Source organism: Winogradskyella aurantia, assembly GCF_002266855.1.
Classification (GTDB): Bacteria; Bacteroidota; Bacteroidia; order Flavobacteriales; family Flavobacteriaceae; genus Winogradskyella; species Winogradskyella aurantia.
Genome location: NZ_NGJN01000001.1, coordinates 167,638 through 193,324 on the forward strand (window position 1 = coordinate 167,638; position 25,687 = coordinate 193,324).

At 37.4% G+C, this 25,687-nt stretch carries 21 protein-coding genes; 10 read left to right on the forward strand and 11 right to left on the reverse strand.

The features are described from left to right. The first annotated feature begins 18 nt into the window (after positions 1-18). Positions 19-294: a F0F1 ATP synthase subunit epsilon gene (locus CA834_RS00765; protein ID WP_094966753.1), complete on the forward strand. Its 276-nt coding sequence runs from the start codon at positions 19-21 to the stop codon at positions 292-294. A 59-nt stretch (positions 295-353) separates the two neighbouring features. Here CA834_RS00765 and CA834_RS14595 read toward each other — a convergent pair whose 3' ends face one another. Next, on the reverse strand, positions 354-530 hold the full coding sequence (locus CA834_RS14595) for a hypothetical protein (protein WP_165764732.1): 177 nt from the start codon (positions 528-530) through the stop codon (positions 354-356). Positions 531-625: 95 nt separating this feature from the next. Continuing rightward, positions 626-1,393 carry an XRE family transcriptional regulator gene (locus CA834_RS00770; RefSeq protein ID WP_094966754.1) on the reverse strand — a complete coding sequence of 256 codons (768 nt, stop codon included), beginning with the start codon at positions 1,391-1,393 and terminating at the stop codon, positions 626-628. Between the two features lie 77 nt (positions 1,394-1,470). Between CA834_RS00770 and CA834_RS00775 the strand changes: the two genes are divergently transcribed. After that, positions 1,471-4,443: a DNA polymerase III subunit alpha gene (locus CA834_RS00775; protein ID WP_094966755.1), complete on the forward strand. Its 2,973-nt coding sequence runs from the start codon at positions 1,471-1,473 to the stop codon at positions 4,441-4,443. Continuing rightward, positions 4,440-5,657: a DNA polymerase IV gene (gene dinB / locus CA834_RS00780; protein ID WP_094966756.1), complete on the forward strand. Its 1,218-nt coding sequence runs from the start codon at positions 4,440-4,442 to the stop codon at positions 5,655-5,657. Before CA834_RS00775 ends, dinB begins: the two co-directional genes overlap by 4 nt. Before the next feature lie 2 nt (positions 5,658-5,659). Here dinB and CA834_RS00785 read toward each other — a convergent pair whose 3' ends face one another. From CA834_RS00785 to CA834_RS00795, 3 genes are all read right to left on the reverse strand, one after another. Beyond that, complete coding sequence (locus CA834_RS00785) at positions 5,660-8,272, reverse strand: lectin-like domain-containing protein (RefSeq protein ID WP_094966757.1); 2,613 nt, start codon at positions 8,270-8,272, stop codon at positions 5,660-5,662. Positions 8,273-8,373: 101 nt separating this feature from the next. After that, a complete protein-coding gene (locus tag CA834_RS00790) occupies positions 8,374-8,583 on the reverse strand; it encodes a helix-turn-helix domain-containing protein (protein WP_094966758.1) in 210 nt (69 codons plus the stop codon). 2 nt (positions 8,584-8,585) lie between these two features. Further along, positions 8,586-9,095, reverse strand: a complete 510-nt coding sequence (locus CA834_RS00795) for a DUF2975 domain-containing protein (RefSeq protein WP_094966759.1) — start codon at positions 9,093-9,095, stop codon at positions 8,586-8,588. 99 nt (positions 9,096-9,194) lie between these two features. Here CA834_RS00795 and CA834_RS00800 point away from each other — a divergent pair, with 99 nt between their 5' ends. The 5 genes from CA834_RS00800 (at position 9,195) to CA834_RS00820 (ending at position 13,602) form a co-directional block, all read left to right on the forward strand. Next, positions 9,195-9,761, forward strand: coding sequence for a hypothetical protein (locus tag CA834_RS00800; RefSeq protein ID WP_094966760.1), 567 nt, complete (start codon positions 9,195-9,197; stop codon positions 9,759-9,761). Continuing rightward, a complete protein-coding gene (locus CA834_RS00805; RefSeq protein ID WP_094966761.1) occupies positions 9,762-10,175 on the forward strand; it encodes a putative signal transducing protein in 414 nt (137 codons plus the stop codon). It begins immediately after the preceding gene. Between the two features lie 27 nt (positions 10,176-10,202). Next, positions 10,203-12,029, forward strand: a complete 1,827-nt coding sequence (locus CA834_RS00810; protein ID WP_094966762.1) for a TonB-dependent receptor plug domain-containing protein — start codon at positions 10,203-10,205, stop codon at positions 12,027-12,029. Between the two features lie 160 nt (positions 12,030-12,189). Further along, on the forward strand, positions 12,190-13,050 hold the full coding sequence (locus CA834_RS00815; RefSeq protein WP_094966763.1) for a cupin-like domain-containing protein: 861 nt from the start codon (positions 12,190-12,192) through the stop codon (positions 13,048-13,050). A 60-nt stretch (positions 13,051-13,110) separates the two neighbouring features. Beyond that, the gene (locus tag CA834_RS00820) at positions 13,111-13,602 is read left to right on the forward strand and encodes a DUF6646 family protein (protein ID WP_094966764.1); all 492 of its coding nucleotides are present in this window, start codon (positions 13,111-13,113) and stop codon (positions 13,600-13,602) included. 56 nt (positions 13,603-13,658) lie between these two features. Here CA834_RS00820 and CA834_RS00825 read toward each other — a convergent pair whose 3' ends face one another. Further along, the gene (locus CA834_RS00825; protein ID WP_094967228.1) at positions 13,659-14,129 is read right to left on the reverse strand and encodes a regulatory protein RecX; all 471 of its coding nucleotides are present in this window, start codon (positions 14,127-14,129) and stop codon (positions 13,659-13,661) included. A 107-nt stretch (positions 14,130-14,236) separates the two neighbouring features. On the opposite strand from CA834_RS00825, the gene CA834_RS00830 reads away from it, so the two are divergent. After that, positions 14,237-16,246 (forward strand): hypothetical protein, encoded by a 2,010-nt coding sequence (locus CA834_RS00830; RefSeq protein WP_094966765.1) that lies wholly within the window; start codon positions 14,237-14,239, stop codon positions 16,244-16,246. 45 nt (positions 16,247-16,291) lie between these two features. Here CA834_RS00830 and CA834_RS00835 read toward each other — a convergent pair whose 3' ends face one another. From CA834_RS00835 to gdhA, 4 genes are all read right to left on the reverse strand, one after another. Next, positions 16,292-18,724 (reverse strand): TonB-dependent receptor, encoded by a 2,433-nt coding sequence (locus CA834_RS00835; protein WP_094966766.1) that lies wholly within the window; start codon positions 18,722-18,724, stop codon positions 16,292-16,294. Positions 18,725-18,744: 20 nt separating this feature from the next. After that, positions 18,745-19,464, reverse strand: a complete 720-nt coding sequence (gene recO / locus CA834_RS00840; RefSeq protein ID WP_094966767.1) for a DNA repair protein RecO — start codon at positions 19,462-19,464, stop codon at positions 18,745-18,747. 2 nt (positions 19,465-19,466) lie between these two features. After that, the gene (gene porZ / locus CA834_RS00845; protein WP_094966768.1) at positions 19,467-21,848 is read right to left on the reverse strand and encodes a type IX secretion system anionic LPS delivery protein PorZ; all 2,382 of its coding nucleotides are present in this window, start codon (positions 21,846-21,848) and stop codon (positions 19,467-19,469) included. A 119-nt stretch (positions 21,849-21,967) separates the two neighbouring features. After that, a complete protein-coding gene (gdhA, locus tag CA834_RS00850; protein ID WP_094967229.1) occupies positions 21,968-23,311 on the reverse strand; it encodes an NADP-specific glutamate dehydrogenase in 1,344 nt (447 codons plus the stop codon). Between the two features lie 217 nt (positions 23,312-23,528). Here gdhA and CA834_RS00855 point away from each other — a divergent pair, with 217 nt between their 5' ends. Beyond that, the gene (locus CA834_RS00855; protein ID WP_094966769.1) at positions 23,529-24,332 is read left to right on the forward strand and encodes a THC0290_0291 family protein; all 804 of its coding nucleotides are present in this window, start codon (positions 23,529-23,531) and stop codon (positions 24,330-24,332) included. A 72-nt stretch (positions 24,333-24,404) separates the two neighbouring features. On the opposite strand, the gene CA834_RS00860 is transcribed toward CA834_RS00855, so the two are convergent. Beyond that, a complete protein-coding gene (locus CA834_RS00860; RefSeq protein WP_094966770.1) occupies positions 24,405-25,544 on the reverse strand; it encodes a cystathionine gamma-synthase in 1,140 nt (379 codons plus the stop codon). Positions 25,545-25,687 lie beyond the last annotated feature (143 nt).

Here is a 25,687-nt window from a genome sequence, read left to right on the forward strand (position 1 = left end):
AACTCAATACTATAAAATATGTATTTAGAAATCGTATCACCCGAAGCAACATTATTTAATGGCGAAGTAGATTCTGTCACGGTACCTGGTGTTAATGGTGAATTTGAAATGCTGAAAGATCACGCTCCCGTAGTGTCCATTTTAAAGGAAGGTTATGTGAAAATAGCTGGTAGTATTGAGCTAGATGAAGAGGTTGAAGCTAAGTTCAAAAAATCTGACAAAGGTTTTTGGCTTTCAATTAACTCTGGTACTATTGAAATGAAAGACAATAGAGTTATCGTCTTAGCCGACTAAATTATTAAAATAAAATACTTTTCTAAAGCGTATGGTTTTTATTAAATCTTACGCTTTTTTTATGGAGTAGTGAAGCCTCCTAATTGGGCAATAGTGTTAGAATATACTTCCGTTTCAAAAGCACCCATTACTGTAATGATTGACTTAGCAAAGAATGCTAGGAAAAGTAAAAACACCAATAACGCAATAAAGTCGAAGGCTCTGTGATAGTGAAAATCTTGATTAAGCTTTCCCATTTTAATTCATTGTTTTGGTTAGTTAGGGACGAATATAACTAATTTTTTAACAAAGTCTTAACTTTTTTAAAATTATTTTGTTGACTTTCAATAAATTAAAATTTTCCTACAGCTTCCAATTCTACTTTCAGCTCTTGAAACATGGTCATAATACTGCTTAGTTTAAGCTCTTTTTCATCATACTCTTGAGTATTGATGCAACATGTAAATTCCCAGAGCTCCAAAATATCATCTTTATCTGTCAAATAAGGTTTATACGCTTTATTGTCTGAACTTAACAGCAAATTTTGGGGGTCGTTTTCTGGGGTATAAACGCGCTTATAGACCAACCCATCATGCTTTGTGAGTACCACATAGGTTCTTCCATTTTTAATATCATTAATATCCTCAATAAATTTTGCAACTATAAAAGACCCATCTTTTACAGGTAACATAGAGTCACCTTTTATAGGGAAAGCTCTATGTGTCCCCGTAGGCAAAAAAGGCAATTTAATCTTTTGTAATTGCTCAATATATTCCGGGTCGTCATAGCCCGATAAATACCCTGCTGTTGCTTTTGCTGGAATGATTTCTATTAAATCCTGATTATCCTCATTTACCGTTATTGGAAATAAGATACGCTTATTGCCTACCTCAATAAAGGAGGTGTCTTTGGCTTTTCGCAAATCTTTTTTTACCAAAATATCTATAGGAATATCAAAATAATTAGAGAGCTCTATCAAACGGTCTATCGGTGGTTCCGAACGGCCTTCCTCATAAGCCCCAACAATTGAGCGCGTCCAATTAAGCTCATCTGCAAAACGCTCTTGCGATAGTTTTCGTAAGGTCCTGAGATGCTTTATGTTAGTTTGAACGGGTTTCATGCTGGAGTAACTTTAACACTATTTGCTACAAATATAAGCAATACTTACTACAAATAGTAGCTAATTTTGTTAATCATATGTATTTAAACTGTCACACATATTACAGCTTGCGCTACGGTACTATAAAACCTGAGCAATTACTCGCTATTGCTTCAGAAAATGGTGTACAAACCTTGGCGCTGACTGATATCAATAGTACTTCAGCGTGTTTAGATGTGATGCGCTTATCAAAAAAGTACAAGATAAAACCTGTGCTTGGTGTTGATTTTAGAAACGGAGTACAACAGCAATTTATCCTTATTGCCAAAAGTAATCTGGGGTTTCAGCATATGAATGTTTATTTATCGCAATTTTTGCATAACCAAGATTTGGACATCCCTGAACGACCTGATACGATTTTAGACGATTGTTTTGTGATTTATCCCTATAAAAAAGGGAAACGCTTCAACCTAAAATCCAATGAATTTTTAGGTATTGCCCCTGAAGACCTCAACCATTTAAAATTTTCAAAATGGAACCAGTTCCGCGAAAAGTTGGTTGTCCTTAAAACAGTATCCTTTCAAAATAAAAAGGGATTCAACACACACCGTTTGTTAAGGGCTATAGATAATAATACCTTATTGAGTAAACTCCCAAAGTCTGAAGAAGGTCAACCTCAGCATACCATGTTGCCTTACGATAGTTTATGCAATATCTACGATGATTATCCTGAACTTATTGACAATACCAATACGCTTTTAAAACACTGCAGCATACATTTTGATTTTTCTAGTAAAGCACCAAAAAATCAACATTCTTATACTAACAATGCTGAGTTAGATTTTAAACTGCTTAAAAAGCTGAGTTATGATGGTTTGTACTATCGTTATAAAAAACCTGGGGAACGCATTTTTAAGCGTATTGAAAAAGAATTAACTATCATAAAAGAAAAGGGCTTTGTATCGTACTTTCTCATCAACTGGAAAATTCTAAAATACGCACGTAGCAAAGGCTATTTTTATGTGGGTCGTGGTAGTGGCGCCAACAGTATCATCGCCTATTTATTGCGAATTACAGATGTTGACCCTGTAGAGTTGGATTTGTATTTTGAGCGTTTTATAAACCTGTTTCGTACCAATCCACCAGACTTTGATATTGATTTCTCTTGGCGCGACCGTGAGGATATTACACAGTTCATTTTTAAGCGTTTTAAGCATACCGCATTATTGGCCGTTTATAACACCTTTAAGTTTAGAGCTTCGGTACGGGAATTAGGAAAAGTATTTGGTTTGCCAAAAGCCGAAATAGACGGTCTTACAGGGGGTAAATATCAGATAGCTAAACTAGATAGACTATCACAGCTAGTTATTAAATACAGCATATATATTGAAGGGTTTCCCAACTACCTCGGGATACATGCTGGTGGTATTTTAATCTCAGAGAAGCCTATACACTACTACACCGCAACCTTTATGCCTCCTAAAGGCTTTGCAACCACTCAATTTGATATGGTTGTGGCCGAAGATATTGGTCTGTACAAGTTTGATATTTTAAGTCAACGTGGCTTAGGTAAAATTAAAGAAGCAACAGAAATCATTGCCTACAATCACCCTAAACAACCTCCCATAGACATTCACGATATTAAGCGCTTTAAGCAAGACCAGCGTATTAAATATTTGTTGCGCAATGCTAAGGCCATTGGTTGTTTTTATGTAGAATCGCCTGCCATGCGTATGCTATTAAAGAAATTGCAGGTTGATAATTATTTAGGCTTGGTAGCCGCAAGTTCAGTCATTAGACCTGGTGTCTCTAAATCTGGTATGATGCGCCAGTACATCTTACGCTACCGCTATCCTGAAAAACGAAAAGAAGCCCATCCCATATTGCGCGAAATAATGCCAGAGACCTACGGTGTTATGGTTTATCAGGAAGATGTTATTAAAGTAGCGCATCATTTTGGTGGTCTTACACTTGGTGAAGCGGATATGTTACGTCGTGGTATGTCTGGCAAGTTTCGCTCTAGAGATGAGTTTTTAAAAGTAAAACAGCAATTTTTTAACAACTGCCTAAACGATGGAAAACCCGAAGATATCACAGCCGAAATTTGGCGACAGATTGAAAGTTTTGCAGGTTACGCATTTGCTAAAGGCCACTCAGCATCTTATGCCGTAGAAAGTTATCAAAGTCTATTTTTAAAGGCCTATTACCCATTAGAATATATGGTAGCCACCATTAATAATTTTGGCGGTTTTTACAGTACCGAATTCTATGTGCACGAGGCACGCATGCATGGCGGCAGCATTGAAGCACCTTGCATCAACAACTCACAGAACCAAGCTGTAATTAAGGATAACGTCATTTATCTAGGCTTTATGTTTTTACAGTCCTTAGAGTCTAAGACCATTTCTCGTATTCTTAAAGTACGTGAGACTGGAGGTGGTTTTAAGTCTCTTGATGATTTTATTGAACGTGTTCCTATTTCCATAGAACAAATCACCATCTTAATTAAGATTAATGCCTTTAGGTTTACTGACGCTAATAAACGTGAATTGCTCTGGGAAGCTCACTTAAAAATTAATAAAACCTCTATTCAGGAAGAAGTTGTAACCTTATTCAAAACTGAGCGCATCAATTACAGCACACCCGAATTGCCGAGCACAACACTAGAAAATGCGTTTGATGAAATTGAATTGTTGGGCTTCCCCTTATGCAATCCGTTTGATTTATTGGAAAAACCATCCACAAACAGCTTACGAGCCAAAGATTTAGAGCAGTTGGAAGGTAAGACCGTTAGTATTGAAGGCTATCTGGTAACTACAAAACAAACCAAAACGTCTAACAGAAAACTGATGCACTTTGGTACATTCTTAGACCGTGATGGCGATTTTATAGATACGGTTCACTTTCCACCAGTAGCTGCTAAGTATCCGTTTAGAGGTAAAGGTGTTTATGAAATTATCGGTAAGGTTATGATAGAATTTGATTGTGTAACAGTTGAAGTTTCAAAATTAGAACGCTTGGCGATTATTGAAGACCCTAGGTATTCCGATAAAAAACTAAAAGCCTCATGAACCAAAACCGGTCTATTGTACATATGGATTTAGATACTTTTTTCGTGTCCTGTGAACGACGTTTAGACAGTCGTTTGGAAGGTCGGCCAATACTTATTGGTGGTACTAGCGATAGAGGTGTTGTAGCGTCATGTAGTTATGAAGCCCGAAAATTTGGTGTGCATTCTGCCATGCCCATGCGTATGGCAAAACAACTTTGTCCAGAAGCTATTGTACTTCGAGGAAATACAGGAACCTACACTAAGTTTTCAAATGAGGTTACAGATATCATTAAAGAAAACGTTCCTATGTATGAAAAGTCTTCTGTTGATGAATTTTATATCGATCTTACAGGTATGGACAAGTTTTTTGGCTGTCACAAATTAGCCTCAGAACTGCGCCAAAAAATCATACATGAAACAGGCTTACCTATTTCCTTTGGCTTATCTATTAACAAAACCGTATCTAAAATCGCTACTGGTGAGGCCAAGCCCAATAATGAAATTAGAATTCTTAACGGCACAGAAAAACCATTCTTGGCTCCACTATCCGTTAAAAAAATACCTATGGTTGGGAAAGTGACCTATAAATCACTCTGCGACTTAGGTGTAAAACGCATTAAGACCATACAAGATATGCCCATGGAGCTCATGCACAAAGTTCTAGGTAAAAATGGTTTGGTTATCTGGAAAAAAGCCAATGGTATAGACAACTCTCCTGTGATACAGTATCATGAACGTAAGTCTATTTCTACCGAGCGCACCTTTGGGCAAGACACCACCAATATCTACAAGCTGAAAGGTTTGGTCATTGCTATGGCAGAAAATTTAGCCTATCAATTGCGGCGCGGTAATAAACTTACGGCTTGTATTACCTTTAAGATTCGGTATTCCGATTTTCAAACCTATACCCAGCAACAGCGTATTCCATATACTGCAATGGACCATAATATCATTCCTATAGTACTAGACTTATTTAAAAAATTGTACAATCGCAGATTATTGGTAAGACTTGTCGGTGTGCGTTTTAGCCATTTGGTAGAAGGAGGGCACCAAATCAATTTATTCCAAGATGATGAGACACAGCTTAATCTGTGTAAAGCGATTGACAAAATGCGTAAGCGCTATGGAGATAGAGCCGTAATTAATGCCGCAGGTATGGAGGCCAAAACCATCAGTCGTTGGAATCCCTTTACAGGTGAACCGCCACCACTACTAGCTAATAGACATCAGTAAATTTATCGCTTTAATGTAAAATGAGACGTAAACACTCTTGGTGAGCCATTCTCGTTAAAATAGTCCACCTTAAACCAATAATCATTCGCCGGCATTAGAGCGCCGTTGTATGCACCATCCCAACCAGAGCGTGTTGGTCTAATGGTGGCAAGGATTTTACCGTATCTATCAAAAATACTTATCCTGGCATTTGGTTGATTCCTTAAACAGGTAATATTCCAAAAGTCATTATCTGAATCACCATTGGGCGTAAAGAATTTAGGGTATTCCAAAATACGAAAGGTTTCACTGGCAACATTACTACAACCTGAGGATTCACGTGCCCTTATAATATGTTCCTCACAACCGGATACTCTTCTAAATACATTAGTCTCAACCCAAGGGCCACCGTCTAATTGATATTCATACGTGCCCGTACCACCTATCACAGTGGCCACCACAGTTTGATTATCACTAAATGGCTCCGTTACGACCTCAACCTCCAAAGACAATTCCGATATGGGAATAACCTCAACCGTCAAGGTGGTTTGGCCCGCACATTGATTTGCGTTAGGCGTAAATGTGTAAGTCGTTGTTTCCAGATTATTCAAATCTGGTGTCCAGACCCCAGTTATGCCGTCATTTGAAACGATAGGTAAGTTGTCTAAATTATCTCCTGTACAAATAGGTCCAACAGCATCAAAGGATGGGACAATAGGCTCTGTTACCACAATTTCTAAAGTTGTAGAGACTACACAACCCTGCCCTGGCTCTGGTGTAAAGGTATAGACTGTTGTTTCAACATTATTCAATTCGGGTGTCCAGGTTCCAGAAATCCCATTTAGGGATACGACAGGCAAATCAGCGATAAACTGCCCTGGGCAAACTGGCCCCACAGCATCAAACAAGGGTATTTCATTAGGAATCACTTCAACCGTTAGGGTAACCTCAACAGCACATTGATTGCCCGAAGGTGTGAAGGTATAGATAGTGGTTTCGGTATTATTTAATTCAGGCGTCCAGGCACCACTAATTCCGTTATTGGATATTGTAGGCAAATCATTGAGGGTATCACCTTCACAAATGGGAGGTACGGCATCAAAGACGGGAATCTCATTGGGCACCACCTCAATTTGAAGCGTTGTGGGTATTGCACATTCTTCAACATTTGGTGTAAAGGTATAAGTTGTAGTGGTTGTATTGTCTATTTCAGGAGACCATGTTCCAGCGATACCATTGGTGGATGTCGTCGGTAATTCTACCCCAGTATCTCCTTCACAAATTGGCCCTACTGATTGAAACGTTGGTGTAAGTATTGGGTTGACAACAACCTCCAAGGTTGTTTCTTGGGCACAAATTTGACCGGCATCAGGCGTAAAGGTATAGGTAGTTGTTGCCAATGGGTTTAACGCAGGGGCCCAAGTTCCTGTTATGCCATTAGTAGATGTGGTTGGCAAAGGGGCAAGTGCATCACCTTCACAGATAGGGTCTACAGGGTCAAAGGTTGGAAATTGTAAAGGGTTAACTACAATTTCAAGCGTGGTTGAAGTAGCGCATAGATTGTTTGGCGTAAATGTATACGTTGTCGTTTGGGTGTTATTAAGAGCGGGAGACCAAGTACCCGTCAACCCATTGTTTGAGGTTGTTGGTAAATTGTCTAAGGCATCTCCCTCACATATTGGTGCTACCGCGTCAAAAATTGGGTCTTCAATAGGAAGAACAAATAATGTAAATTCTTCTTCTGTGATATTACCACATACATCTGCAATGGTTACCGTATACGTTGTGTTCGTATTTGGTGAAAGTGTAGGGTTGGCAATATTTGGATTACTTACGCCGTTAATTGGTGACCATGAATAGGTTTCTCCACTTGGAATTGTGGCATCAATTACTTTAGAAGAGCCTTCGCAAATGAAATCATCCTCTATCTGTAAATTATCCACAAATGAAATGCTGTTAAAACAGACTTCATGTATGTTGGTCAAACCTCCTGTTGACCCTACAAAGCCAAAAAAAACAGAATCATCACCGGAAAATATGACATTTTTAACATCCTGATTCAATGTTAGTCTCAATTCGCAATCAAAAAACACACTTAAAATGTTGGTAGTCGCATTCCACTCTATTTTTATTTCATGGGTATTTCCATCTTCGATGTTTGCACTTGTAGCACTGGCTTGAATTGGACCAGATAAGTTACTGGCACCACTGTTATGGTTAGGGCTGCCGTTTCTCATTATGGAGATGTGATCAAAAAATGGGTCCCCCAAATCCCCATTCTGATAGGTATCAAACTCTATAACCAACGATGGGGATATGCCTTCATAGCCTACACCTCCGCCCGCATTTCCTAACTCAGGAGTTGGATTACCTTTAAACACCAATGCCATACCGTCGGCACCATTAGCATCTAAGGCACCAAAATTATTTTGATATAAAATGGTAAAGTCTTCGTCAAAATCAATGGGATTATTATACCAAACACCTCCGGCCTGGAATTCTAAATTTTGGGTAATAGTATAACAATTATTGCCTTGGTCAATAGCATCTCCAATTACAGCAGCGTTTAATTGAGCCATAACAGAACCTGTCACACACAGGGCTATTACCACAAAACCGTAAATTTTAGAATGCAATTTTTTTTTCTTTGGACAAAAGATATTAAATATAGTACTGAACTACAATAAAAGAGGTTGATGCGTTCAATATTAACGTTGATACTACTCTTAGACTAGGGTTAGTCGTCTGACACATATTCTAAAATATCACTGGGTTGGCAATCTAAAGCCTTACAGATAGCTTCAAGTGTAGAAAAACGGATGGCTTTAGCCTTACCCGTTTTAAGTATAGACAGATTTGCTGTTGTAATTCCAACCTTGTCTGCCAATTCATAGCTCTTCATGCCTCGTTTGGCCAACACCACATCTAGATTTACAATTATTGGCATAATTAGACGGTTAATTCATTTTCTTCCTTAGCGTGCTTGGCTACTTTAAATACTTCACTGAGTACCATAAAGAACAATCCCAAACAGACTATTAATAAGTATGAACTTATTCCTAACTGGATTCTAAATTTATTATCCACAAATAGCCGTGCCAAAAAGAATACCATTAAAGCACTAATTCCTATTCCTGAAAGCAAGTACCCTATCTTATAAAAGTTTGCAATGACATCCTCGTGAAAAGGCTTCACCTGTTGAAAATACCTTAGTGTCTTTCTAAATAAGTATAGACAATAGATACCAATAAAGCATAATACAACAAGTACTAATGCAATAAGTTGAACTTGTAACGTTGAGGCCTCGGTCTTAGAAACACCAGTATCTATTACAAAATTTACTGAGTCCGGATTGATAAATACAAACACCATAAAAAACAGAAGTAACGGTATACCAGGAATACAGGTCACTATCCAAATAAAATCTACAAGACTTTTTAAAATAACTAATTTTCTCATAATATATTATTGTTTTTCGATAACAAAACTATAAAAATTTATTGTAAAACAATAATTTCTTTCTTTTTTTCAATAAATCACATTGTTTATATTTGAATAATGAACGCTGAAAAAATTATCATTTCTGAAAGCAATAGACCAATTTGGCAAATTCCTATTGCCGCCTTGTGTTTTACAATTGCTTTTGGATTTATGGCCTACAAAGTATTTCTATGGCTAACCAGCGATGTTCCGCTTGATATAAATAGTTCAGATTTTCATATCGCTATTTATTTTAGCGCAATAGGCGTTAGTTTTACGTACACAAAACGAATTTATATTCATCTTGAAGACTCAAAGTTTAGGCCTACTTTTGAAGTTGGGCCTTTAAAATTCGGAAAATGGAAAACCATAAAGCACTATGAATATGTCTCTGTGTTTCACCAACCTTTGACAGATGGTAGTTACATCTATGAGGTAAATTTGTGGTACGACAACAATAAACATTTCCAACTTTATGAAAAAAATGATTATAAAGAAGCTTTTTTAATTGGCTATGAACTATCAGAAGAACTAGGTATTGATTTACTCGATGCCACAGTACCCAACGATTTTAAATGGATTGACAAGGAAGCGTGGAAAACGAAAATGAACGATTCAATTGAAACACAAAATCCGAAAACTTAAATGACAAACACATTTGCAACCATAGCACGTTATCAGTATTCCTCCGAAGCCCAAATCATAAAAGGACGACTAGAAGCAGAGGGCATTCAAGTATTTCTGAGTGATAATATCACCATTGACACAGATCCTTTGGTTAGCAATGCTATTGGCGGTGTTAAACTTAAAGTTCTGACAGAAGATGTTATAAAAGCTAAACACATCTTAGGGTTAATAAATTCTTATTCTCTTGATGATGATGGAAAGCGCATTTATTGTCCCAAATGCTCAAATGACCATATCGGTATGTACTCAAGTATAAAAGATTTTAAGTCCCTTTTTTCGTTTATTGTAGGCTTTCTCTTTGGGACTCTTCCATTTAGCACAAGGTACCACTACAAGTGTGAAAACTGCTATTTTGAATTCCCCCTTAAATAATATTATCTTGCGCCGAAACCAATAGCCATGCGCCTAAAATTAGTCTTTACGACAGTTGTTTTGCTAATACTAACAACTTGGGTTTTCGCTCAAGATTTTCCTCAACAGGACTTGGATTCCATTACCTTGACATCCGCTAGAATTGACTTGCCATTTAAAGAAAACTCAAGAACCCTAAATATTATCACCTCTGCCGATATCAAAAATAGTGCAGCGGTTAATGTGGCCGATTTACTTCAACAAGTTGCTGGCGTTGACATAAGGCGCAGAGGTACGGGAGGAAGTCAGGCAGATTTGCATATTAGAGGTGGCGGGTTTGACCAAACCCTATTATTGATTGATGGTATAAAAATGGACGATGCCCAAACGGGCCACCATACCATGAATGCCGCGCTCCCTATTGAAGTCATTGAGCGCATTGAAATTATAAAAGGCCCAGCAGCTCGCGTATTTGGCCAAAATGCTTTTACCGGTGCCATTAATATTGTAACTAAGAAAAAGTTAAAGAATAGTGTCTCTACTAATATCGAGGCCGGTTCTTTCGGTCAGCTTAACGGCAATGTTACTGCTGGAATTGAACTGGAGAATTCATCTCATATTGCACATTTTGGTCGGGTTACTTCAGAAGGTTACCGTTTTAACTCAGATTACGATAATGCCAACTACTTTTTAAAAAGTATCCTTAATAAGGATAAGCAACCTATTGAATTGATTGCATCGTTTTTGGAACGGAAGTTTGGAGCCCAGAACTTTTACACACCTCCAAGTCGTGGGTTTAATGAGTACGAAGAAACACAAAACAGTCTTGTTGGGCTAACCACTACCTTTAGAAAAAACAACCTTAAGATTTCCCCAAGACTCTATTGGAAACGTAACCAAGACATTTTTTTGTTAGAGCGTGAGGACCCTACCTTTTTTAGAAATATTCATATCACAGATAAAATTGGAGCAGAAACCAACGCATCTTATACATCTAAACTTGGAGTCACAGGTTTTGGTGTGGATTTAGCAAAAGTATACTTGAGAAGTAATAATCTAGGGAATCGCGACCGTTTTATGGCCACGGCATTTTTAGAACACCGTTTTAAAATGAGCAACGGAAGATTAGATATTACGCCGGGTGTGGCAATGACCTATTTTTCAGATTTTAAGTTTAATGCCTTCCCAGGTGTTGATATTGGATTTGCCATTACCGATGATTTTAGAATATATGGAAATGTTGGATATACTTATAGGATTCCTACCTATACGGATTTGTTCTACAGTGACCCTGCAACTCAAGGAAATCCTAATTTAGAGCCGGAAGAAGCATTTGCCCAAGAATTAGGTTTAAAATATATAACCCCAGTGATTTCAGCTTCAGTCGCGGTATTTAATCGCGATGCAGAAAACCTAATTGACTACATTAGACCAAACGTTACCGATGGTATTTTTACCGCTACCAATATTAGAACGGTCAATACACAAGGTGTTGAGTTTGACGCGTCCTACAATTTTAAAATCAAAGATTTCAATCAGACCCTAGCTTTGGGCTATTCTTATATTGATGATAATATCTTAGACCAAGACCCCGATTTATCGCGCTATTCACTAAATACCTTAAGACACCAATTTATTGCTCGTTTTAGCTCGCGATTGTTTAAACATATGAGTCAGAATATCGTTTATAAATATGCGGAGCGCACCACAGGCGATACTTATAACGTCTGGGATGCTTCCTTGATACTGCGTCTTAAACAAATGGAACTAACGGTTACGGCAAGCAATATTTTTAATGCTGAATACATTGAAACAGGCTTTGTACCCATGCCGCCAAGCAACGTATTATTCGGACTCAGATACACATTTAAATAATCATGACCATAGCTTTTTGTCTCAAAGGAAATTAAAAATTAAACATCACAGAAGGGTGTTTTACACAGCTCTCATTTTCAACATTATGCTATTTTAAAACAGTGTAATACTCATATTTTACTAACGTTTTATTAACTTTGACTTAATAATCAATAGAACATTGCAATTAAACCTACAGCAGATTCCTCGTGTTGAAACTATAACCAAGGAGGATTTTTTAAAAAACTACTTTAAGCCGCAAAAACCTCTGGTTATTGAACAGGGTATTAAAGACTGGCCTGCCTATTCAAAATGGAACTTAGATTATATGAAAGCTGTCGCAGGCGATATTACCGTTCCGCTTTACGACGATAGGCCTGTAGATTATAAGGATGGTTTTAACGAAGCTCACAAAAGAATGAAGATGGGCGACTACATAGAACTGTTAAAACGTGAACCCACAAAATATAGAATCTTTCTTTGGAATATACTGAAGGAAGTGCCTCAATTACAAAACGATTTTAAGTATCCCGATTTTGGTCTTAGGCTCATGAAGAGTTTACCCATGCTGTTCTTTGGTGGCAGGGATTCCTATACCTTTATGCACTACGATATTGATTTGGCCAATATATTTCATTTTCATTTTCAGGGAGAAAAGCAGTGTATCCTATTTGATCAAAATCAAAACAAGTACCTCTACAAGGTACCACATTCCCTCATTACGCGAGAAGATATCGATTTTGCCAATCCAGATTTTGAAAAATGGCCAGCACTACAACATGCCAAAGGTTGGATTTGTGATTTAAATCATGGCGAAACGCTCTATATGCCTGAGGGCTACTGGCATTATATGCGTTATATTACGCCAGGGTTTAGCATGAGTCTAAGATCTATTGCAAGAAACCCAAAAAATTTAGGTAAGGCTGTATACAATGTCTTCCTTATGCGGAACTATGACAACGTCATGCGTCGAATTAGAGGCCAGAAGTGGATTGATTGGAAAAACGACAAAGCCATTTCGAACACCAATCGATTCCTATAGATTTCAACCCCAAGCTAAAATTCTATTTGTATATTTGTTTGTATTAAAACTATTTATGATATGAAAAAAATTGTATTAATAGCAGCTTTACTATCGTTTACTTTTGGAAATTCACAAGCCTTTAAAGGTAAGGATGACAGCAAATTTCAGGTTGGTGCCAATTTTCAATCTGGGGGTACTGGTATCAATGCCTCGTATGATTATGGCGTAGGCGAAAATATTTCCTTGGGCCTATCGTCTACCTATGTGCTAGGTGTTGATAATGACATTGACGCTGATTTTACGGATCGCTTCGATGTAAGGGCGCGGTTTAATGCTAATATCGGTAACGTTTTAAAAATAGATGATAATTTTGACCTTTATCCAGGTTTAAGCTTCGGACTTAAAAATTTTGGAGGTCACCTAGGGGCGCGCTATTTTTTCTCGGATGGTTTTGGAATCTATACTGAGCTTAACACACCATTTGCAAAATATGATACTGGTGATTTAACACCAGCCGAAGAATTAAACAACCAATTTACCATAAGCTTCGGCGCATCATTTAATTTATAACGAATCTAAAAATTTATTAAGGAAGCCTTTTCAGACCAATACTGAAAAGGCTTTTTTTATAAGTATTCATTAAGTTTTTCATACACCAAATGCGACTCCCAGCCACGGTATAGCAAATAATCTGCTACCTTTTTCTTCTTTTTGTAATGGTTCTTTTCCTTCACCTGTTGTATTCGCTTTTGCACAAGGTCATCTAAGGTCTTGTAATAATCGTCCAAGTCTATTTCCTTTAGGGCACTATCAATACTGTAGGTTGAAATTTCCCTAAACTTCAGTTCTCTAACCAATCGGTTTTTACCCCATTTTTTAATTCTGAATTTACCCCTCACGAAGGTCTTGGCAAAGCGCTCCTCGTTTAAATAATTGTGCTGAATGAGATGCACCATAATCGTATCTATGGCCTCAGGAATCATCCGCATTTCCTTTAGTTTAGACTTAACCTCTTTATGACAACGTTCTTGGTAGGCGCAGTAGTGTTCTAACTTTTTCTGCGCTTCATCGACAGTATATGTTTTTTGCAGATCCACAGCGCCAAAAATATAACATTTTGTTAATAAAATCGTATCTTGCAAGAGTCTGAGGTACAAGGTTTTTGCTGTACCTTTACGACAATTTAATCCACTAATTCTCCCTCATGAAAAAAATTACCTTCGCATTCTTAGTTTTTTTAAGCTACTTAACATTAGGGTTTGCTGAAGCTAAATTCAACAACGCTACAACAGACCCAAACCCCAGTCTTGTCACCCCTTATAACAACGAACTAGGCCTTAACTCTAAAACGGTAATTTCAGAAATTGATAAGGAAAATGGAATTGAAGGCCTTAGTGGTAGTGTCTCTGCAGCGCCTTGCACAGGTACTACAATTACTTGGGATGGGGCTAACTGGAGTAATGGTGTTGGGCCAGATAATACCACGCCAGCCGTTTTAAATGGGGATTATAATACCGCTGTTAATGGTAGTTTTACGGCTTGTAGCTTGCTCGTAAACAATACCTTTAATTTAAATATCCAAAACGGAGATTTTATTGACATTGAAGGCAGTATTGTCGTAGATGGTACTATTACTGTTTCGTCACAAGGCTCGGTCGTTCAAAGAGATGATTTGGCAACAATAACGGGGACAGGGACAATGCAAGTTACAAAACGTACGGCACCAATGAATAATGCCTTTGAATACACCTATTGGAGTTCTCCAACCGCAAACACGACTATAAATGTCGCTCTATCGCAAGGTGATATTAATAGGCGATTTCTGTTTAATGCCCAAAACTATTTAGACCAGACCTCAGAAACGAACAATGATAACACTACCGTTGCCGGCCCAGATGATATAGATGATGATAATAATGATTGGACGCCTGTTATCGGAACTGATGTTATGCAAGCTGGTGTAGGTTATGCCTCTACACATGACCCAACATTATTTGCCAGCACACCTGGCACACCCCCGTATCAATTTGATTATATTTTTGAGGGGCCATTCAATAATGGTGTCATTACAGTGCCTGTTTATCGAAATGATTCATATTTATTGGATAACAACTGGAATTTTATTGGCAATCCATATCCATCTGCAATTGATGTTAATGCCTTCTTCGCTGAAAATGCTCAACCATTAAATGCTAATGGTGCCATGGATGGTGTTATTCATTTTTGGTCACATGACACAGATCCTGATGCTAATAATAATGGGAATCAAAATATAAACTTTGATCAAGGGGATTACGCCACGATTAACACAGTTGGTGGAATTGGACCGAGTAATGACGGTCAATCTCCAAATGGATTTATTCCCTCTGGACAGGGTTTCTTTGTAGCCATGAGTGACGCAGTTACTCCAACAACAGTTTCTGGCGATATTGCAACGAGCGAAGTAGTCTTTAATAATTCCATGAGGGTTACTGGAAATAACAATCAGTTCTTCAGAAATCCTAATCCAGACAATAAACTTTGGATTAATTTGACTTCTGATGATGGTATATTCAGCCAAATACTCATTGGATATGTGAATGATGCAACAGCAGGATATGATGGAAATTATATAGACGCACCTCGTCATCTAGGAACTGACATATCTACAAGGCTATATTCTTCAATCGAAGATTCAACTAAGAAATTTGTTATTCAAGGTAAAGCAACAACGGACCTTTCATTAGATGAAATAATTCCTTTAGGGATTTCCACTACATTAGAGTCGCCCACGATATACAACATTTCTATTGCACAATTACAAGGTCAATTTTTAAATGATAATTCTATTTATATAAAAGATAATCTTTTAGATACAATTCATAATCTAAAAGAGTCAGACTATAATTTCACTTCAGAAGCTGGCGAGTTTAATGACAGATTTGAAATAGTATTTCAAGAAAGTGCGCTAAACATCAATACCATTGAAATTGGAAGCTCAGATCTTAGCATTGTTGAACTTAACGATGGCCGTGTAGAATTTACTATAAGAAAAAACCTTACCATCCAAGAAGTGGTTATTCAAGACCTTGTTGGTAGAGAAATCTATCGATTAAGTGGCCATAGTTCAGTAGAAATCTATAATCTAGACAAACTGACTCAAGCGGCTTACATCGCACAAGTGCGCCTCTCAAATGGCCAAATTATTACCAAAAAAGCCATTAAACGCAGATAGCTAAACCACAGCATCATATCAAAAACCCGTATTAATAAGGCTTTTTTATAAAGTGTAACGAAGCGCTAAGATAAGATTTCTGCCAGCTGCAGAGAGGCCGGAAGAATACGGCCTATATCTTTGGTCGGTGATATTCTCTAAACTCGCCGTCAATGTAAATTGTCCACTAAATGCATACTGTGTCCTTAGGTTTAAGGTGTGCCAAGAAGGCGCATAAGGATTCCCGTTTTCATCCATGGCGTAGAGATACGCTTTAGACGGTTCGGAAGGCGCCAATTGATTGAAGGATAATTCGTCATTATAAACCAAAAAAGCATCAAATAAGAGATTGTCTTTTTTCCAAATTAAGTGAGTGCGTCCAAAATTTGGCGCTACATGTCTTACCGGCACCTCAACCCCATTGGTTTCTTCTGAGCCCCCAATAACATTATACTGGGAACGTAATTTTAAGTGGTCTGAAAAGTTGACTTCCATACCGACTTCAAAACCGTAAATCCAGGATTTTGATGCATTCTGAATGGCCTGAATATTACTCAATTCACCATCATAAATAATCTCGGTTTCACCGTTTAATTCAAAATCGCGTCTGATCAAAGCATTATCTAAAAAGGTATAATATGTCGCCATATCGAGTATCAACTTATTAGAAAAATTCAACTTCAAACCAAGTTCACCACCATATGCGTACTCTGCCTCCAAATCGTTATTAGGCACAACGATAGAACCTGGTTCAGAGTCAAATACTTTGCCTATATCATCAATATTTGGTGCTCTAAACGCAGTTGAAAAGTTCAATTTCCACTGAATCATTTCACTTGGTGACCATGTCATACCCGCTGATCCCGTTAAGGCTCCCGTATTCACTTCGGCCTTTTCAAAAGGTAAATTTAAGAACACATTATTCTCGCTGAAGTCTGCTTTTGTAATAATATGGTTATAACGCAACCCAGACTGAAAGACAAAGGCTTTACTAGGTTTAAATTTTAAGCTTGTATAAGCAGCCATAGCTTGCCAGGTAGATCCATTAGGATAACGGGTTACATTTGGTAGACTTGTGTTGGTATCAATATTTTCCTCTCGACCTGTTGAACCTACTTTATTGAATAGGTATTCTAACCCATAAAAAAGACTTGTACTTGTGCTTAACCGTTTTTCCAAGTCCGTATTAAAAGAAAAAACATCGACATTTTCCTCACGGATTTGTCTAATGGGTGACTGAAAATTTCTATCTTCTCTGCTCTCTTTAAAGTTTTGATAGGCCAAGGTAGTCTGTATCTTGTCATATAAGTTGGAGGAGCTGCTTAATTTGGTCACTTGAAAATTACCCATAAACCACTGTTGTGGCCCATAATTCCATTCAGCCGAACGGAGCGTGTCACCGCGTGGTCTAAGTAACCTATCATATCTTGAATATTCAGAAGTGGATGTATAATAAAGGCCAAGAACGAAATCTAAATTTGAGCTAGGCTCAAAACGTACCTTCTGCATTAGATTGATCTGGTCGTATTCCGTTGGTACTTGGATTTTAGGGTTTGGGTTGTCCACCAGGATATCTTCACCATTTTCCCTAACCACATAATTAGGTCTTAAATACGCGTCTGGACCATGACTTCCCATACGTAAATCATCAAAATCGGTATAGCTTACATTAGTTAGAAAACCCCATTTTTTATAGCCCAAATTAATATCGAAATGACCTGTTTTCTCTGTGTTGGCACTTGCAAATCTGGTCATTGCACCACCATCAATCATCAACTCATCATTATAGGATAATTGAGGTTTCTTGGTGTAAAAACTCATTACACCACCAATAGCATCGCTTCCGTATACAACAGACCCTGCCCCAAGGGTTACTTCGGTGTTTTGAACTGATAGAGGGTCTATGGATATGACGTTTTGAAGGTTTCCTCCTCTGAATATTGCATTGTTCATTCTTACGCCATCTATAGTAATGAGTAACCGGTTAGTAGAAAACCCTCTTATCATAGGACTTCCTCCTCCCATCTGGCTTTTTTGAATGAAAATATTCCCGGTATTGTCCAATAAATCTGCAGAGGTTTGGGGATTAGCAAGTGCAATATCCTTAGCGCTGAAACTCACGATAGTTTTAGGAATATCTCGCTTGCGTTGTTGAAATTTCGAAGCAGATAATACGATTTGCTTTAATGCCTCCACCGTTGGATTGAGATACACCACAAAATCTGAGTCAGACAGTTCTGACTTTTTAATTTGAAAATCTTCATAGAGGAAGTTCTGAAAATAAATAATCTCATCCTCCTTAAAATCGTTCAAACTTGCTTTGCCTTCAAAATCGGTAACCACCGATGTGTTCTTTTTTAGGTTATACAAGGTTACGCCAACTATAGGCTCCTTAGTTTGAGATTCCAGTACTGTAACTGTTTGGCCAAGGATTCCTTGTGTAAATAAGACTACAAAAAAGATAATATAACTGTACTTCACGTCAAGACTGTTCAACATCACATTTTCCTCAATATACCTCAATGAAATACCTCATTGAGCACTTGTAGTGACTTGGGTTTTTTAAAACCGTCCAAATGTAATTCAAAATAATACAATAACATCTTTAAAAATGATTGTCTATATTCTGAACTAATTTTAATCGTGTCTAACGCATCAAAATTTATGCCCAACAACTGTTTTAGCAACACTAAATTTTCTCCCGAAACAGAGTAAATCCCATTATTGACGTTTTCAAAAACGCCTGATTCGAGATTGAAATACGGATACTCCAAATTCAGATTTTCTGGCTGAAACCCTAAATATCTTGTTAACTTTAATAGGAAAAGTAAATGGAAATTCGAAAAGTTATTTTCACTATCCAAATATTGAAATGCCGTTTCCATATAAGAATATAAGTCCGAGTTCTGTTCTTCTTCCTTTAAAACCTGAGCTAATATTTCTGATAAGAACATTACAATGGCACTCTTGAATATATTGGTATGTAGTGTCTTAAAAATATAAGTTGGTTTTACTTCACTAATAGTTTGTAAGGATTGGTTGGCTTTATAATTTTCCTCAATGAACAACTGAGACAAGGGCTGAAAATAAATGGTTTTAGCTTGGCTTTTTTTTGACTTTAAAACCCCGCGAAGTATATAACTCACCAAACCACGTTCTGAGGTATAACATCTTACGATAAGGTCGTAATCTCGATATTTGAGCTTGGAGAGAACAATACATTTATTTTTAGAAAGCATGACTACCTAATGATTAGTACTTTTAAAACCTTAGTTTCAAACGATTCTAAATCTGAAATCATTACCAAATACACACCAGACCTTACGATATTGTTACCAAGATTTCTACCGTTCCAAATGGCAGTTCCACCATCAATAGCAAAATTATAGTTCGCTCCCGAAGATCTCAAGTTGACGTTTGACTGGGCCTCCGCCACCAAATTACCTTCTATGTCTGTAATTTTAATATTCACACGGTCCGTAAGACCACTAATTTTAATGCCCTTGGTAATATCACTTAAATCATTAGACCCTAAGATGTTGTATTCAGGCCGAACAGGGTTTGGATAGACATAAGCATTTTCCAGGTTTTCATCTGGTTCAGACCCTCCAGCTCTAAAGGATAACATTCCCCTGGTTGTTGCTATATAAACAAGCCCGTTTTGCGGATTAATAGAAATGTCTAAAATTCGATTTGACGGCAGTGGTGAGTTGTCTCGCGTAAAGTGGAAAATAGTATTTTGCCCATCTGGTGAAAAATAAAACACACCTGAGTCTACGGTACCAACCCATTTATTGTTAGAACCATCCACCTCAATATCTGAAATCGTTTGGCCTGCTAACAACTCTTGTGGTATGCCGTCCTCTAAAATCACAATGGTGTTTAATCTTGGGTTTGGGTTATCATAAAACCCTGCCGTATTAAACAGTACTCTGAGACCTGTAAAAGTACCGACCCAAAGTTGGTTTCTGTTATCTATTTCCAATGCTGTTATTCTTGGAAATGGCACATTTTGCTCTTCTGTACTCAAGGTTCTCAATGGGTTATTAGCAATAGTTTCATTAAAGGCATATAATCCATTAGAATAGCCTCCAATCCATTTCGTCCCATTATTATCAATAGCAATATCATAAAAACCAAACTCTCCTAACAAAGGGTTCTCATAAATATTGGAGAAGTCATAACCTTGCCAATTACCTGTTATGGGATCATATGATTTCAATGGATTTGGAGCACGCGATGTGGTTGACCAAAGCACACCGTTCCTATCAAAGGTAGAGGCAGAAACTCTTATAGAAATTAGGGCTGGATTGCTTGGTAGTACAAGTGATTCTAAACCGCTATTCGTGTTATCCAGTAATACAGTTGGTTCAAAATTATTGAGCTCTAAAATACCATCTTGGAAAGAGCTAATAAACACCTGGTTTTCAATAAATGGGTTTATTGAAATAGTATTTAAATTTCTAGCTCCGAGCAAGCTATCAAAGGGTATAGTGAACCAATCCTCATTACGGTAATAACTTAATCCTCGTGACCTGAGCGGTGAAGGATCAAAAGATTCCGTATAATCACCAAAGGTAGCCCAGACTACACCAGTCTCTGCATTGACGCTAAATACCTCATTAAAAAGTGGTCCGTTAGGCCTTATCTCAAAATAATCAATATCTGAATTTATGTTAGACAAAACCCCAAATTCCCTTGTTCCGATATACGTTATCCCATTTAGAATAGTCGCCGAGGTAAATACCGTATCAAAATTGTTGTTTGGTGTTAAGGTGTTTTCGAGTTGCAGATTAGTATCATAGATATAAATACCGTTATCTGAAGCGTAGATGAGATTATCATCATTGATTTCGCTATCGACTGGAAGCGCATTGAGGTCGAACAAAAGATTGAACGTTACACCTTCTATTTCAAAAAGGTTTCTGTTGGCTCTGACGGCATAAACCTTATTATTGAATGTATTTGTTGTGACAAAATTTCCAGGAATTAACGTTTGCCATTGAGCAAAATCGATTAAATTAGGATTATTCAGGTCAGCCCTTTTTAATCCGTTATTATCAGAGCAAGCCGCATAGATATCATTATTGACAATAGATACTTGATTTACTGTTATTTGTGCACCTCCATTCCCTAAGAAAAATGTATCCCCAAACTCTAAAGCCTCCAAATTATAAACTGAAACTCCGAAACCTGTAGATATATATATTAACCCTTCATTTTCAAAAAAATGATTAATACGTTTATTCACAGGGGCAATATTCTCTTTTTCCAAAATATCCACAATAGATAAAACGGTCTCTTCAGAGTCTGAATATAATTCTATTAACCCCGTTTCATAGCCAATGAGTAAATATTGGTATGTCTCACTGAAATATATTGTTGTAATCTGCTCGCCAGATAAGCCTTGTACCGTGGTTATGGTTTTAAGTTCATCACTTGACGGGTCATACTGAAAAATGGCATTTTGTGCAGCTGCATAAATTTTAGTACTGCCTTCTGCTACATCAATGATATCGTTGTAAGAATAATGCGCTTGCCATAAAGCCGAAAAATTTTGGGCATAACTAAAATGTGTTATGACCCCAAAAAACAGTAAAAAAGCAACCGAAAAAAATTTCATTAACTTTTATTTGCTCAAATATATTTAATACTTAACGATAATATTTAATCAATCATATAATTCATAAAAAAAGCTTCCATGAATATCATAGAAGCTTTTTAAAGTTATAACACTTAAAATTAAACCACGCCCTGCGCTAGCATCGCGTCAGCTACCTTTACAAAACCAGCAATATTGGCACCTCTAACATAATCAACAGAACCATCATCATTCGTTCCATATTCAACACACGAATCGTGTATATCCTTCATAATGTCTTTAAGCTTTTCATCCACCTCGGATCTTGTCCAACTTAAACGCAAGGAGTTTTGGCTCATCTCCAATCCAGATGTCGCTACACCACCGGCATTTGAGGCTTTCCCTGGTGCAAATAATAATTTAGCATTTTGGAATTCGTGAATAGCTTCAGGCATTGATGGCATATTGGCGCCTTCAGAAACACAAATACATCCGTTTTTAATAAGTTGCTTGGCCTCTTCACCATTTAATTCATTCTGTGTGGCACAAGGCAAGGCAATATCACATTTAACCGACCATGGTCTCTGGTTCTCAAAATATTTGGCATTTGGATACTCTTTGACATACTCACTAATGCGTCCACGCTTCACATTTTTTAGATTCATCACATACTTAAGCTTCGAAGTGTCAATGCCTTCCTCATCTAGTATATAACCTCCTGAATCGGATAACGTAAGTACTGTAGCTCCTAATTCAATAGCTTTTTCGGCAGCATATTGTGCCACATTACCTGAACCGGAAATCACAACACGTTTCCCTTCAAAGGATTCGTTTTTTCTCTTTAACATATTGTCTGCAAAGTAAACCGTCCCATAACCTGTGGCTTCTGGTCTAATTAAGGAACCACCCCAAGATTGTCCCTTACCAGTTAAAACTCCAGTAAATTCATTCTTTAGTTTTTTGTACTTCCCAAACATAAACCCTATTTCTCTACTACCTACTCCAATATCCCCTGCGGGTACATCTGTATTTGGACCAATATGTCTGAACAATTCAGTCATAAACGCATGACAGAAACGCATTATTTCATTATCACTTTTTCCTTTAGGGTCAAAATCCGAACCTCCTTTACCTCCACCCATTGGTAAGGTTGTAAGGCTGTTTTTAAAGACTTGCTCAAAGGCTAAAAACTTTAAGATACTAGCATTTACGGTAGGATGAAATCTCAAACCTCCTTTGTACGGCCCTATAGCAGAATTCATTTGAATTCTATAGCCTCTATTGACTTGAATTTCTCCAGAATCATCAACCCAGCAAACTCTGAACGAAATTAACCTCTCGGGTTCTACCATTCGCAATAGAATGTTCTTGCCATGATAAATATCGTGTTTTACGATATAGGGAAGTACGGTTTCTGCAACTTCCCGAACGGCCTGTAAAAACTCAGGTTCGTGGCCATTGCGCTCTTCTACCATGTCTAAAAAAGCTTCAATTGTATCTTTCATATAAAAAATAGTTAAGAAATTGTGATTTATAGGCCGTAAAGATACATTATCCATAAAAATAACTGCTCATTTTTTTTATATTCTCAATAAATTTTTCATTTTTACGTTATAAGCAAAATGCATTTACCTAATTAGAATGTTGCATTTTATCTGTTTTATTTGGTAGTTCGTCGAGTTTTTATATATTTGTTCGGCATAGCCTAAATCTTAACATTATATGGCAATACACATTAGGAAGATGTTTTTACTGCTTGCCTTGGGCTTCGCATCTCAACAGGGTTTTTCTCAATTAGGCTTTTCTCATGAAATAGGCGCTTTCGTTGGAGGTGTTGCATTTCAATCAGACTTTGGCGTTCGTAGCAATTTTGAGACGAATGCCGGTAATACAGGTTTGGCATTAGGATTAGTACACTACATAAACTTTTCCTATCGTGCGGATTGTAGTTGCTACACCACGGACACGTATTTTAACGATCATTTTAAAATACGGAGTGAGATTTCTTGGAACAGAACTAATCTTGAACATTTTGGTGCGTGGGTTGAAGATTCCAGAGTAAGTGATAATGCAGACCGACTCAGAGCACATTCTGGAAAGGCGGAGAATTGGGATATTGGAATGCAGCTGGAATACTATCCTAGGAGTATTAGAGCTTTTTCTGCTGGAGCGTATTCTTTTGCACCTTTCTTTGCACTAGGCGCGCATTTCGTTGCCTATAATCCCAGCGTCTCTACCACTTATGGTGACGGCAATCCAGATAATCCAAACAATTTCTATTCATTTTGGCAAGATGCCTCAGGTGGTGACCCTTTTGTAAGTGATGAAAGTGGCTCTACCTGGTCTGTTGTTGCTAGTGCGGGTACACGATATAAATTGACAGTGCTGTCCGATTTATTCGTGGAATTACGATGGCAATATTATTTTACGGATTTTATTGATGGCCTAGATCATAAATTAAATTCCAATAAATCCAATGATTGGAATTTATGGTTGAATTTCGGTTATATTTATTACTTAGATTAATCATAACTATACATTATAAAAGTTAAAAGCCGAGTTTACGGACTCGGCTTTTGTATAAAGACTTTCTTTTCCTTACCCTATGGCTTGTTTAAGATCGTCAATAAGATCTTCAACATCTTCTATGCCTACACTCAGTCTTATCAGCGCATCAACAATACCCGTTTTTTCTCGTTCTTCTTTTGGGATACTCGCATGTGTCATGCTTGCCGGATGACCAGCCAAGGACTCCACGCCTCCAAGGGATTCAGCAAGAGTAAAAACCTTAAGTTTTTCAACAATTTTTATAGCTGCGTTATAGTTGCTGTCTGCTGTAACAAAGGACACCATACCTCCAAAATCCTTCATCTGGGATTTGGCAATGTCATGATTTGGATGATTTTCGAAGCCCGGCCAGTACACCTTATCAATTTTAGGATGCAATGCTAAATATTCTGCTACAGCTCTTCCATTTTCACAATGACGCTGCATTCTTACATGCAAGGTTTTAATACCTCTTAATGCCAGAAACGCATCCTGAGGTCCACAAATAGCGCCACTTGCATTTTGAATGAAATACAATTTATCTGCCAGTGCCTTATCCTTAACCACTAATGCACCCATTACTAAGTCACTATGTCCTCCAATATACTTGGTAACTGAATGCATTACAATATCAGCACCCAAATCTAACGGCTGTTGTAAATAAGGTGTCGCAAATGTATTGTCTACAGCTAGCAACACATTATGTTCTTTGGCAATTTGTGATGTAGCTTTAATGTCTATAATATTCATCATAGGGTTGGTTGGTGTCTCTACCCAAATCAATTTGGTATTCTTATTAATATAAGACTCTATATGAGCCACATTATCCATACCAATAAAATGAAACTTAATACCAAAGTCCTTATAAATTTTAGTGAATAATCGATAGGTTCCGCCGTATAAATCATTGGTTGAAACCACTTCATCTCCTGGGCTTAATAATTTTAGCACAGCATCTATTGCGGCCAAACCAGAACCAAAAGCTAAACCATAATTACCATTTTCTATGCTGGCAAACGCTTTCTCAAGAGCGTTCCTGGTGGGATTATGGGTTCTAGAATATTCATATCCTTTATGGCCGCCTGGAGTAGATTGTGCATAGGTAGATGTCTGGTAAATGGGTGGCATAACAGAACCATAAGCTGGGTCGTTTTCTTGGCCGCCATGTATTGTTTTTGTATTGAATTTCATACTTGGTTATAATTAAGAATGCCTTGGGCTCTTTTAAAAAATACAGCTTTTGAGAAGGCTTTTTTTAAGGATAATAAAAATAACTGATAATTGGCTCTATTCAAATCTATCCCATACCTTTATTGTACACTAATTCAAAAATA